The sequence below is a fragment of the Ruegeria sp. BHSC037 genome (assembly GCF_059613045.1).
In genome coordinates this window covers 85,849-98,271 of record NZ_JBXWRT010000002.1, presented here as the reverse complement: position 1 = coordinate 98,271, position 12,423 = coordinate 85,849, and the positions used below count along the sequence as shown (strand labels likewise).

Annotated in this window: 13 protein-coding genes; 2 read left to right on the top strand and 11 right to left on the bottom strand. The window is 62.9% G+C overall.

Features of this window, described 5'->3' with window-relative positions; all coding sequences use genetic code 11:
• Window positions 1-39: 39 nt before the first annotated feature.
• Window positions 40-1,581: a Ppx/GppA family phosphatase gene (locus AC2FMN_RS02290; protein WP_496685916.1), complete on the top strand. Its 1,542-nt coding sequence runs from the start codon at window positions 40-42 to the stop codon at window positions 1,579-1,581.
• A 9-nt stretch (window positions 1,582-1,590) separates the two neighbouring features.
• Here AC2FMN_RS02290 and AC2FMN_RS02285 read toward each other — a convergent pair whose 3' ends face one another.
• From AC2FMN_RS02285 to AC2FMN_RS02255, 7 genes are all read right to left on the bottom strand, one after another.
• Window positions 1,591-1,974 (bottom strand): hypothetical protein, encoded by a 384-nt coding sequence (locus AC2FMN_RS02285; protein WP_496685914.1) that lies wholly within the window; start codon window positions 1,972-1,974, stop codon window positions 1,591-1,593.
• Between the two features lie 38 nt (window positions 1,975-2,012).
• Window positions 2,013-3,026 carry an endonuclease/exonuclease/phosphatase family protein gene (locus AC2FMN_RS02280; protein ID WP_496685912.1) on the bottom strand — a complete coding sequence of 338 codons (1,014 nt, stop codon included), beginning with the start codon at window positions 3,024-3,026 and terminating at the stop codon, window positions 2,013-2,015.
• A 3-nt stretch (window positions 3,027-3,029) separates the two neighbouring features.
• A complete protein-coding gene (locus AC2FMN_RS02275; RefSeq protein WP_496685910.1) occupies window positions 3,030-3,710 on the bottom strand; it encodes a TerB family tellurite resistance protein in 681 nt (226 codons plus the stop codon).
• Between the two features lie 45 nt (window positions 3,711-3,755).
• Window positions 3,756-4,244 (bottom strand): GNAT family N-acetyltransferase, encoded by a 489-nt coding sequence (locus AC2FMN_RS02270; protein ID WP_496685908.1) that lies wholly within the window; start codon window positions 4,242-4,244, stop codon window positions 3,756-3,758.
• Window positions 4,241-4,843, bottom strand: coding sequence for a VOC family protein (locus AC2FMN_RS02265; RefSeq protein WP_496685906.1), 603 nt, complete (start codon window positions 4,841-4,843; stop codon window positions 4,241-4,243). Before AC2FMN_RS02265 ends, AC2FMN_RS02270 begins: the two co-directional genes overlap by 4 nt.
• Window positions 4,844-5,000: 157 nt before the next feature.
• Window positions 5,001-7,127, bottom strand: coding sequence for a methylmalonyl-CoA mutase (scpA, locus tag AC2FMN_RS02260; RefSeq protein ID WP_496685904.1), 2,127 nt, complete (start codon window positions 7,125-7,127; stop codon window positions 5,001-5,003).
• Complete coding sequence (locus tag AC2FMN_RS02255) at window positions 7,124-7,939, bottom strand: hypothetical protein (protein WP_496685902.1); 816 nt, start codon at window positions 7,937-7,939, stop codon at window positions 7,124-7,126. Before AC2FMN_RS02255 ends, scpA begins: the two co-directional genes overlap by 4 nt.
• Before the next feature lie 159 nt (window positions 7,940-8,098).
• Between AC2FMN_RS02255 and AC2FMN_RS02250 the strand changes: the two genes are divergently transcribed.
• A complete protein-coding gene (locus AC2FMN_RS02250; protein ID WP_496685900.1) occupies window positions 8,099-8,545 on the top strand; it encodes a DUF4174 domain-containing protein in 447 nt (148 codons plus the stop codon).
• A 115-nt stretch (window positions 8,546-8,660) separates the two neighbouring features.
• Here the strand turns inward: AC2FMN_RS02250 and AC2FMN_RS02245 are convergent, their stop codons facing one another.
• The 4 genes from AC2FMN_RS02245 to AC2FMN_RS02230 all read right to left on the bottom strand — a co-directional run bounded on the left by AC2FMN_RS02245 (window position 8,661) and on the right by AC2FMN_RS02230 (window position 12,341).
• The gene (locus AC2FMN_RS02245) at window positions 8,661-10,706 is read right to left on the bottom strand and encodes an ATP-binding protein (protein ID WP_496685898.1); all 2,046 of its coding nucleotides are present in this window, start codon (window positions 10,704-10,706) and stop codon (window positions 8,661-8,663) included.
• A 117-nt stretch (window positions 10,707-10,823) separates the two neighbouring features.
• Complete coding sequence (locus AC2FMN_RS02240; protein WP_149774774.1) at window positions 10,824-11,027, bottom strand: hypothetical protein; 204 nt, start codon at window positions 11,025-11,027, stop codon at window positions 10,824-10,826.
• Window positions 11,028-11,491: 464 nt separating this feature from the next.
• Window positions 11,492-11,845, bottom strand: a complete 354-nt coding sequence (locus AC2FMN_RS02235; protein ID WP_496685896.1) for a hypothetical protein — start codon at window positions 11,843-11,845, stop codon at window positions 11,492-11,494.
• 130 nt (window positions 11,846-11,975) lie between these two features.
• Window positions 11,976-12,341, bottom strand: a complete 366-nt coding sequence (locus AC2FMN_RS02230) for a DUF6497 family protein (protein WP_496685893.1) — start codon at window positions 12,339-12,341, stop codon at window positions 11,976-11,978.
• Between the last annotated feature and the right edge of the window lie 82 nt (window positions 12,342-12,423).

The window sequence follows — 12,423 nt, the reverse complement described above, 5'->3', positions numbered from 1 at the left end:
ATTTCGCATCCTGCGCAGGAAGGGACCCCGGGGAAGAACATGGAACAGATTGCAGCCAGGATTCCGGATTGGGGATCATTCGGGAGACCATTGTTCGACGACCCGGGGATTCGCGACCTGTCGCGGGTCGGAGTGGTCGATGTCGGGTCGAACTCGGTGCGGATGGTGATCTTTGACGGCGCGGCGCGCTCGCCGGCCTACTTTTACAACGAAAAGGTGATGTGCGAACTGGGCGCCGGGCTGTCGGAAACCGGGCGATTGAACCCGCGCGGGCGTGAACGTGCGTTGGCCGCCCTGCGCCGGTTCGAACACCTTTCGCGCGATCTGGACCTACCCGGCCTTCATGTGGTGGCCACCGCCGCCGTGCGCGAGGCCGAGGACGGCCCCGATTTCTGCGACCAGGTCTGGGCCGAGACTGGCCTGCACGTATCGGTCATCGACGGCGAGGAGGAGGCCCGGCTGTCCGCTCAGGGCGTGCTGCTGGGCTGGCCCGGCGCCTACGGGCTGATCTGCGACATCGGTGGCGCCTCTATGGAACTGGCCGAGATCGGCGGCAACTCTGTCGGGCGCTGCGTGACCTCGCCCTTGGGGCCGCTGAAGCTGCGCGATATCAAGGGCGGGCGACGGGCGCGCAAGGCACATATCAAGGAAACCATGGAGGCCCTGCGTGACAAGCTGGGGCCGCAGCGCGACCGGCTGTTCCTTGTGGGGGGCAGTTGGCGGGCCTTCGCTCGGCTGGACATGCTGCGCCGTGGCTATCCGCTGAACGTGCTGCATGAATACCGCATGACCACCAAGCAGGTTCGCGAGACGATCAAGTTCATCGAAAAAAACGACGCCGAAAAGCTGCGGTCGCGGGCCGGGGTGTCGGCCTCGCGCATGGCGCTGGTTCCCTATGCGATGGATGTGCTGTCGCGCCTAATCCGCACCTTCAAACCCAAGGACATCGCCATCTCGAGCTATGGCATACGCGAAGGGCTTCTGTATGAACAGATGCCCCAAATCCTGCGCGACCGAGACCCGCTGATCGAGGCCTGCCGGTTTTCCGAGCAGAAGGACGCCCGACTGCCGGGGTTCGGCCGCCACCTGTTCGATTTCGTGATGCCGCTGTTCCGGTCGGCGCCACAATCCCGAATCCGATTGATCAAGGCCGCCTGTCTACTGCATGACGTCAGCTGGCGCGCCCACCCTGATTACCGGGCCGAGGTCTGCTTTGACAACGTGACCCGTGCCAATCTTGGCGGGCTGAAACATTCCGAACGGGTCTTCATCGGTCTGGCGCTGCAACACAGATACCGCAACAAACGCCACGGCAACCGGTTCGCGCCGCTCTATGAGCTGCTCGACGAGAAAGACCAGCAACAGGCCGAGATTCTGGGCAAGGCCATGCGGTTCGGGGCAATGCTGTGGATGCAGAATGACGCTGCCATCGGCAAGCTACGGTTCTACCCAAAGAAACGCGAGCTTGAACTGTATCTGCCCGGTTCGCTCAGCCCGCTGTTCAACGAGGTCGCCGAGGCACGGTTCAACTCGCTGGCCGATGCGTTGAAATCCGAACCGCGCGTCATCATCCAGAAATGACCCGGGCGGTCAGATATCCGTGACGTCTTCGCCCTCGGGTCGGTCTTCTTCAGCCTCGGGTGCGGGGCTTTCCGGCAAAGGCGGCTCGGGCTTCTTGCGGATGATGATGTCGCCATTGGGCAGCATCACGGGCGCCTCATAGGCGCTCCAATCCTGAACCTGCGCCGCCAGTTCGGCCAGCGCCGGGCCCATCTCCTGCAGGAAGGACTGCATCGCCGGGCCGAACTGGTCAGCCAGATCGCGCAGATCCTCCAGCGCCGGTTCCAGTTCCCGGCGCAACCCCTCAAAGAACAATTCGGCCCCCTGCTCCATCAGGGATTTGCCTTGAGGCTCCTGCGCGGCGGCAGGCAGGGCAGCCAAAGCGAGCGAAACGGTCAGAACAAGATGCTTCATGCGTCCAAGATAAGGGGCGGACGATCAGGTTGAAAGGGCTAGAGATCGATATCCAGAGTGACCGGAAAATGGTCGGACGCGGTGACCAATGCTTCGCGCAATTCGGGAACGCTCCAGCAATGCTCGTCCCGCAACGGATGCCAGATGCGCCAGACCGGGCGGCGTGCCTTCAGATCGGGGCTGACCATGATGTAGTCCAGCAGCGCCTCGAGATATTGGCCCTCTTCAGGCCGCGGAAAGCGGGCGGTCGACGGGATCCACCCCGGTCGGGGCCGGCAGGCTTGGGCCGCGTGGGGGTCAAACAGGCCGGCTTGCAACAGGATCTCGACCGAGGATCGCCCGAATAGGTTTTCGAACTCGTCCAGCCCCGGCCCATCATTCAGATCGCCCAGCAGAACCACCGGTTCGTGCGCAGCCAGATGCGCCTTGACCCGATGCGACAGCCACACCGCCTGGGCCAACTGCTTGCGTCGATTGGCAATCGAAATCCGCATCGCCTGCTCGGGCGTGTCCGCCCCATGCGGCGCCTTGGATTTCAGATGCGCGCCGATCATCCGAAACTCGAGCCCGTCCGCCGTTTTGACGGCCAGTTCCACCGGTGGTTTCGAAAACCGGACGATGTCTTCGGTCGCGTCGATATCCAGGTCGATGCGAAATTCACCGTCAAACCGGGGCGCGTCGCCGGCGAACCCGTCCGTCTCGCGGTCTCCGATCGGGTCGTGACGGGCGCTGAGCTTGTCCGGGTCGTACATCAGGGCAAGCTCCTGATGGGTGTCATTCGGGAAACCCATCACCGCCTGCGAGGTGCGCAGGCCAAACACCTCGGCAAATTCCTGCAGGGCGCGCACGGTGTTTTGGCTGCTGCCGGTATTGGGCGCTTCTACGATCAGGATGGCGTCCGCGTCGATCGCGGTCAGAACCGTCGCGATGGCCTCGACCTGCTGTGCCTTGGTGACGTTGCGCCGCCCCGACCAGCTATCATCGACGACCAGCTTGTCGTGGCGATCGAACAGGTTGGCGAACCATTCGATATTATAGGTCGCCAGCCGCATCGCTCAGGCCCGCGCGCCGTTGATTTCGTCCCAGGCGCGGTTGATGTCGATCATCTTCTTCTCGGCCAGACGGATCGCTTCTTCCGGCACACCGCGCGCCATCATGGCGTCGGGATGGGTGTCCCTCACCAGCTTGCGCCAGACCTTGCGGATTTCCGGCAACGGCATATCCGGGGTGACGCCCAGAACCGTATAGGGATCCTTGGGCGCATCGGGCACGAACCTGGCCCGCAGCGCCTTGAACTGCGCCTCGGACTGGCCGAAGATCTGGGCCACATCCTCAAGAAACCGGTTTTCGTTGGGGTGATAAAACCCGTCGGCCATGGCTATGTGGAACAACCCTTCCATCAGGTCGCACAAGGTCGTGCTGTCCTCGGAGAACATCCGAGCTATCTTGCTGGCATATTCCTGATAGCCGGCCACGTCCTGACGGGCTAGGTTGAAGACGCGGGCGGCGCCGGCTTCCTCCTCGGGCGGAATGCGGAATACCTCGCGGAAGGCCGTCACCTCGTCGCGCGTCACCTGACCGTCGGCCTTGGCCATCTTCGCCCCCAGCGCGATCACGGCGATGGCGAAGGCCACGGACTTTTCGGGAGGCGTGCGCAGCTTTTCGAAAACCGTTGCCAGGCTTTCGCCCTTGGCCAGCGCGCTCAGCGCTTCGGATATGCGGGACCAGATCGACATGGGCGCACCCTAACGCGCCCAAACCGGACTGTCAGGTGCGACCAATCATTTCGGACGAAGAATTTTCTGCATCAGCACAAGATCCAGCCATCGGCCCCATTTGAACCCCACCTCGGGCATGCGCCCGACCTGCGTGAACCCCAAAGCCGAATGAAAGGAAACCGCCGCGGGATTCTCGGCCGAGATCCCCGCAACCAGAACATGAACCCCATCCGCCCGCGCGACCCGCTCCAGAGCCTCCATCAATCTTCGACCGCCCCCCTGCCCCTGCCCCTGCGGGTCCAACATGATCGTGTGTTCACGCGTGGCGTCATAGCCGGGACCGGTGCGAAACCGGCCATAGGTGGCAAACCCGACCACTTGGTTCCGCCATTCGGCAACCTGGAACGCCGGCCCTCGCGCGGCGATGTCCTCGGCAATACTGGCCGGGCTGCGCTCTTCGGTCGTAAAGGTCGCCAGGGTGTCCCGAACCACCTGATTGGTGATCGCCGCGATCGCCACCGCATCCCGGGTCCGAGCCGGTCGGACGATCATTCCAGCACACGCACACCGTGGGGTGTATCGAACTCGGCCCGCAACGCGACCGGCCCGGTGTCGAACACAACCCGATCAAGCTGACCTAGCAATCGCGCCATCGTCAGCGCGTCCGGATGAAAAACGACCAATCGTCGAAGATGGCATCCACTGGCTTGCAGCATCCCCGCCGGGTGCAGATCGCCCTGCCAATGGATCAGCGCCGGGAACAGATTGTCAAATGGCAACCGGCCCGACTCTGGAACGGCCATCTTCCACCGCAAGGCGCCCCGTTCAAGGTCATGGACCTGCCCCACATCAACCGAAAACGCATCCAGATCGGCCTGCAAATCGGAAACCCGACAGATCCAGTTGCTCAGCTTGGGCGGCCCTGCGAACCGATCCAGATCAAACCAACGCGGCCGCCCGGGATCGGGGGCCTGCGGGTCAATCGCAATCGCCTCAAGATAAAGGCCTTCGTCCAACCCAAGCAGATAGTTGTGCGTGCCGAAGGCCGCGTGCTTGCCGCCCGGCGCCATCTGCACGCCCAGCGCTTGCTCCACATGGGCCACGGCCTCCTCCAGCGTCGCAGCGGCCACCGCAAGATGATCCAGTTCCATGACCGAGCCTCCACCTCCCAGCCCCTACCTCATGCCCCCTGATATCACGAAACACCAGGCCCACACACTTCATCTGGCCCTAAATATCCTCGGGGGTGAATGCACGAAGCCGCAGGCATCGTGCAGAGGGGGCAGACAGCCCCCCTTGCACCTGGGATCAGCCGCGGGCCTCGCGGATCAGGCGCAAGATGTCCTGCGCCGCCTCGGGAATGTTGGTCCCCGGACCGAAGATCGCCTTGACCCCATGATCATACAGAAACTGATAATCCTGCTGGGGGATGACACCACCGCAGATAACGATGATATCCTCGGCGCCAGCCTTCTTCAGTTCTTCCACCAATTGCGGCGCCAGTGTCTTGTGACCTGCCGCCTGGCTGGAAATTCCAACCACATGCACGTCGTTGTCGATCGCGTCCTGCGCGGCCTCGGCCGGGGTCTGGAACAGCGGACCGACGTCCACGTCGAAACCGATATCGGCGAACGCGGTGGCGATCACCTTGGCCCCGCGGTCGTGACCGTCCTGGCCCATCTTGACCACCAGAAGACGCGGGCGGCGGCCCTCTTCCTCGGCAAATTCCTCGATCGATTTCTGGATGGCGGCAAAGCCCTCGTCACCTTCGTAAGCTGCGCCATAGACACCAGCCAGCGTTTTCACTTCGGCCCGATGACGGCCGAATTCCTTTTCCATTGCCATGCTGATCTCTCCTACGGTTGCGCGGGCACGCGCGGCCTCGACGGCAGCTTCCAGCAGGTTGCCCCCCTCTTTCGCGCGCCGGGTTAGTTCGTCCAACGCGGCCTGACAGGCGGCCTCGTCCCGGGTCGCGCGGATGCGTTCCAGCCGGGCGATCTGCGCCTCGCGAACGGCCTGGTTGTCGACCTCGAGGATCTCGATCGGGTCTTCCTTTTCCTTGCGATACTTATTGACGCCGACGATCACCTCTTCGCCGCGGTCGATCATCGCCTGGCGGCGCGCGGCGCTTTCCTCGATCCGCAGCTTGGGCATGCCGCTGGCCACCGCCTTGGTCATGCCGCCCATCTCCTCGACTTCTTCCATCAGGGCCCAGGCCTTTTCGATCAATTCGTTGGTCAGGCTTTCGACGTAATAGGACCCGGCCAGCGGATCGACCACGTTGGTGATGCCCGTCTCTTCCTGCAGGATCAGCTGGGTGTTGCGGGCGATCCGGGCCGAGAAATCGGTGGGCAGCGCAATCGCCTCGTCCAGCGCGTTGGTGTGCAGCGACTGGGTGCCGCCCAGAACCGCGCTCAGCGCCTCATAGGCCGTGCGGATCACGTTGTTGTAGGGGTCCTGCTCCTGCAGCGACACGCCCGAGGTCTGGCAGTGGGTGCGCAGCATCTTCGAGCGTTCGTTCTTGGCCCCGAACTCGGTCATGACTCGGTGCCACAGGGTGCGCGCAGCGCGCAGCTTGGCGATTTCCATGAAGAAATCCATGCCGATGGCAAAGAAGAACGACAGGCGGCCTGCGAACTTGTCCACGTCCATGCCCGCGTCGATGGCCGCGCGGACATATTCGCGCCCGTCGGCCAGGGTATAGGCCAGCTCCTGCACCAGGTTCGCCCCGGCCTCTTGCATGTGGTAACCCGAGATCGAGATCGAGTTGAACTTAGGCATCTCGTTCGAGGTGTATTCGATAATGTCCGAGATGATCCGCATCGAGGGCTCGGGCGGATAGATATAGGTGTTGCGGACCATGAACTCCTTCAGAATGTCGTTCTGAATGGTGCCCGCGAGGACCGATTTGTCATGGCCCTGCTCTTCTCCGGTGACGATGAAATTGGCCAGGATCGGGATCACCGCGCCGTTCATCGTCATCGAGACCGAGACCTGATCCAGCGGGATACCATCGAACAGGATCTTCATGTCCTCGACGCTGTCGATGGCGACACCGGCCTTGCCCACGTCACCCACCACGCGCGGGTGGTCGCTGTCATAGCCGCGGTGCGTGGCCAAGTCGAAGGCCACCGACACGCCCTGCTGACCGGCCGCGAGGTTGCGGCGGTAGAAGGCATTCGATTCTTCGGCCGTCGAGAAGCCGGCATACTGGCGGATGGTCCACGGGCGGCCTGCATACATCGTCGCCCGCACCCCTCGGGTGAAAGGCGCGAACCCCGGCAAAGAATGCATGTGCGGCAGGTCGGCGGTGTCGTCCTGCGTGTACAGCGGCTTGACAGCGATCCCTTCCAGCGTTGTCTTGGTCAGGTCCTCGACGGGGCGCCCCCGCAGTTCCTTTTCGGCCAGCGCGCGCCAGTCCTTCATATCGGTCATGTCGATATCCTCTGTTCCAATCCTGTTTGCGCGGGCGCGGTCCCGCGATCATGTGTTCCCGTGTGGGTTATCAATTCGGCAAGGCCGTCGGCGCCCGAGGCCAGCCAGGCGAGATCGTCGGCATAGTCGATGCACAGCTTCATGGCCTGCTGGGCGTTCAGCCCATGCCCGGCCGGCCGGGATGTGCCGTTGAGCGCAAAGCGCCGGCCCGTGTCCGGCACGGACAGACCGGTCAGAACCTCAAGCTGTGCGTGCTGTTGCCCGCAGAACTCCTCGAAGGGCAAAACCAGAAAAGGAATGCCCGGGAACGCACGGCTCAAATCCGCGATGACATTGCGCCAACTCCGTTTGCCGTTTGCGATGCGTTGCCAGCGCTCGGGTTCTATCGATGTGTTCTTGCGGCTGAGCAAATAATCCGCAGCCGACGCCCAGTACATGTCCAGCGACCTGATGTTCAGCGCAATCTTCGAAACCCGTCCGCCAAAGGCCTGGGCCAGAAGCTGCCCCCGCTCCAGTACGTTTGGATACAGCGAGGCGTAGGCGAAGTTCCGAACCATGGAACCGACAAAGTTCTCCTGGCTGATCAGAACCTGCCGAGCGCCCTGGCGTCTGCATGCATCCAACTCCTGGTGCAAACCCGCGCAGATGTCGGGCGTCAGTTTGTCGAGACTGTTGAGACCATTGGACTGCGTGCGTTCAGGCCCCCAGTACACTAGCCCCTGGTTCTCCAGTCCCTGGGCATGTGCGGCCATGAAACCTTGAAAACTCGTCGTGGCGCACCGATGCGCACCGCAGTGCAGAATCACTTCCATGCCAACACCCCGCCACCAGGAAACTCCACCCGGTTGGATTGGTGCCTGCCGCGATCACGCAATCGTTGCGCTGCTGCGCATGCTTTTTTGATGCCCAAAGTCATTTCGTCGGTCGCATTCGCCGGGACAAAGGCTATATTCAGGATGACGGGAGACGCAATGACACGCTTGATTACCTTGGTTTTTTCAGCACTTTTGCCCCTCGCCGCCTGGGCGGCGGACGGCGCGGCCGCGGAAGAAGACGCCTTCATCCGCCCCGCCGGCGACAGTGAGCTGAGCGAGTTTCTCTGGACCCACCGGCCCATCGTGGTGTTTGCAGACACCCCGGCCGATCCGCGATTCCAACAGCAGATCGAGATGTTGAAGGACGGCGAAGACATGATGCGCGAACGTGACGTCGTCGTTCTGACCGACACCGACCCTTCAGCGCGATCCCCAATCCGGACGCAACTGCGCCCGCGCGGGTTCGCGATGGTCTTCGTCGACAAGGACGGGGTGGTGAAACTGCGCAAACCCACGCCGTGGAGCGTGCGCGAGATCAGCCGGTCCATCGACAAGACCCCCCTGCGCGAGCGCGAAGTCCGCGAACGGCGCGAGGGGCGCTGACGACTCAGACCCGCCCGGCAGAGGGGGTCTGCCACGCCCGCACCATCCGCACTGACGGTGCAGATGGCGGCAAAACGGGCAAAACCCACATTCTCCGGGCAAGCGCTCATGGACGTTATTCGAACTCCATGATCACGTCATCGACGGCCAGGCTGTCGCCCGGACCGGCGTTGATCTTGGACACCACCCCCTTGCGCTCGGCGCGCAGGATGTTCTCCATCTTCATCGCCTCGACCGTGCACAGCGCCTGACCTTCCTGCACCTCTTGCCCGACCTCGACATCGATCTTCACGATCAGGCCCGGCATCGGGCACAGCAGCATTTTCGAGGTGTCTGGCGGCAGTTTCTCGGGCATCAGCTTGGCCAGTTCGGCAGCGCGCGGCCGGCGCACATGCACCTTCAGGTCCGCCCCCCGGTTGCGGATACGGAACCCGCCCGAGATCTTGCCGACCTTCAGCACAAGTGGGCTGCCGTCCACGTCAAGAACCGCCAGCTGGTCACCGGGTGTCCAGTCCGAGCTGACGCGCAGGGCGGCGCCGTCCTCGAACTTGACCGTAGCACCGTCGCGGTCTGCATTCACCTGCACGGCATATTCCTGCCCCTGCAGCGTGACCACCCAGCGCTTGCCGACCTTGCGTTCGTGGTTGTCCATCCGACCCGAAACGCGAGTGCGGCGGATCTCGGCCACCCGGTGCATCGCTGCGCACGAGGCCGCGATTCGGCGCAGGTCGCCTTCGGGCAGTTCGACACCGTTGAACCCATCGGGGTATTCCTCGGCGATGAAAGCGGTGGTCATGTCACCACTGACGAATTTGGGGTGATCCATCACCGCCGACAGGAACGGCAGGTTGTGGCCGATGCCTTCAACCTCGAAACTGTCCAGTGCCACGCGCATCGCCTCGATCGCCTGCTCACGGGTCGGCGCCCAGGTGCACAGCTTGGCGATCATCGGGTCATAATACATGCTGATCTCGCCGCCCTCAAAGACGCCGGTATCGTTGCGCACGGCTGTCTCGCCACTGGGCGCATCGCCCTGCCATTTTCCATTTTCCAGCAGCGGGCCCGCGGCCACCTCCTGCGGCGGACGATAGCGGGTCAGCCGCCCGATCGAGGGCAGGAAGTTGCGATAGGGATCCTCGGCATACAGCCGGTTCTCGATCGCCCAGCCGGTCAGCTTGACGTCGTCCTGGGTGATCGACAGCGGCTCGCCCGCGGCGACGCGGATCATCTGTTCGACCAGATCGACACCGGTGATCAGCTCGGTCACCGGGTGCTCGACCTGCAGGCGGGTGTTCATTTCCAGGAAGTAGAAATTCTTGTCGCCATCCACGATGAACTCTACCGTGCCCGCGCTGGCATAGCCCACGGCCTTGGCCAGCGCCACGGCCTGTTCGCCCATCGCACGGCGGGTCGCCTCGTCCAGGAAGGGCGACGGGGCCTCTTCCACCACTTTTTGGTTGCGACGCTGGATCGAGCATTCACGCTCACCCAGATAAATGCCGTTGCCGTGCGTGTCGCAGAGAACTTGAATTTCGATGTGGCGCGGTTGCGTCACGAATTTCTCGATGAAGATCCGGTCATCGCCAAACGAGCTTGCGGCCTCGTTCTTGGACGACTGGAAGCCTTCGCGCGCCTCGTCGTCGTTCCAGGCGATGCGCATGCCCTTGCCGCCGCCGCCGGCGCTGGCCTTGATCATCACCGGATAGCCGATCTGCTGGCTGATCTTCACCGCCTCGTCCGCATCCTCGATCAGGCCCATGTATCCGGGAACGGTGCTGACATCGGCCTCCTGCGCGATCTTCTTCGAGGTGATCTTGTCACCCATCGCCTCGATCGCCCCTTTCGGAGGGCCCACGAACACGACGCCTTCGGCCTCGAGCGCCTCGGCGAATTTCGCGTTTTCGGACAGGAAGCCATAGCCGGGGTGAACCGCCTGCGCGCCGGTCTGGCGGATTGCGTCCATCACCTTGTCGATCACGATATAGGACTGGTTCGCCGGCGGGGGGCCGATGTGAACCGCCTCGTCGGCCATTTCCACATGCAACGCGTGCTTGTCGGCATCCGAGTAGATGGCGACAGTGCCGATTCCCATTTTCCGAGCGGTCTTGATGACCCGGCAGGCAATCTCGCCTCGGTTGGCGATCAGGATCTTGTTGAACATGGAACGTCCTCTGTCTTTGTGTTCTGGACAAACGAAAACGCCGTTGCCGGGCTGATGCCCCGCAACGGCGTGCCGTCAAATGGTGGACGGGACGGCGCGCGCCCCGCAATGAAGGTTTCAGTAACAGTTGTTCTGGGTTTTGCAGTACAGCACATTACCCGCCGCGCCGACCGCGGCCCCGACGATCGGGTCCGCGCTGACGACGGCGGCGCCGATGGCCCCGACTCCGCCACCCAGGATCGCCTGTTCTCCGATTGTTTCACCGCAGGCGGTGATGCCGGCGCATGCCGCCAACGCAAGAATGACTCGTGAAGCTCGCATTCGATCTGCCCCTTTTGGTTTCTTGACGAACTGCCGTTCAGTTGCCCGAAACCGGGCCTGCTATTCAATATCAGACTTGCCCCGCAGGGATCCTGCGCAGGATTTTGCCGCGAAGGGCGCGCCGGTGACGAGGAGAAGACCGCGGACAGGTCGAACTGGGAAGGATCGGCCTGCCCGCGGAAGGAAGGGGTACGGAATAGTAGGTGCTTGTGCGACGCAGGCAAAGTCGAGCCGCACGGCCCCGTAATTGTGCATTGGACAATTCCGATCACCAAGCGATCATTGTTTCCAATTTCATTTCCGGCTGAAACCTGCCCATCCGCTGCGCAGGGGCGCGATTTTGCGCCGAATGGACTGCGTCCGCGCTGCAGGATCACGGCGCGCGCATCGGCTCCGGGCAGACAGTCCAAGGCCAACCCGCGCGTATGGTCCCGGGTCAGATATGTGGCACCCCGATCCACTAGCTAGGACGCTCCGTCGAAGATGTCGGGAAATGACTGCCGCGCAACATCGACATCTATTTTCAACAACGCGTCATAACTGGCAGGATCAAACGGATCTTCGGCCGGAACGACTTCGCGGCCGAACAGCCAGCTCAGGCGACCGGCATCCAGATTGCCGCGCTCGAACGGCTGATCCCCGAAATGCTCCCACAGGGCCTCCATGAAAGCCGCGTCGGCGCGACGATCGGCCGGTTTGCGATCACGGAACCGCTCGCGCCGCGTTAGGGGCGTAACCCCCTTGGGGTTTGCGCGCCGAATCGTGAACTGGAAATCGGTGCCGGGCAACCGGCCGGGAAAACCGCGGTGTTTCAACATGGCGGCACCTGGGCCGCGGTCAAGCGAATCCGGTGCGGGCGTCCACATCGGGAAGAATGGGTCATGGGCAACTCCAAAGCCGCAAGAGTGCAAAGTTGGGCTCGACGCAGATGAATCGGGTGAGTCATGGTCAAAGCTCCTCCCAGATACAGGTGGATCGTTCCAACCGGTAGGCTTCGAAAAACTGGGTTGCGTCCGGGGCGACATCCCCGAACTGAATCGGCCTGTCGGACAACGAAATCACAACCCGCGCAGGTTGCAAATCGTGATGCGCGACATAGGGAACGACCAGCGTCTGGCACAGGTGCAGCATGTCCTTGGCGGCCACGTCATAGCCGATGCGCCCCACCTCGCCCCCAATCTTGGGTGCGATGAACCGGAACCGAAGCCACAGCTCGCCTGGGTTGTTGTCCAGCAGGACTTCACTCAACTCGACCGGTTGCCCCGACGGTACGGGCAGCTGGTTGCCCGGCTGCGCCTGAACGGGGCCGTCCAACCCCCAAAGCAGAACGAAAAGAGCGCGACCTCGGACCCGCTGTGGGCGGGCTCCTCCTTCCGAGGTCGCGTGCGCAAGGCAG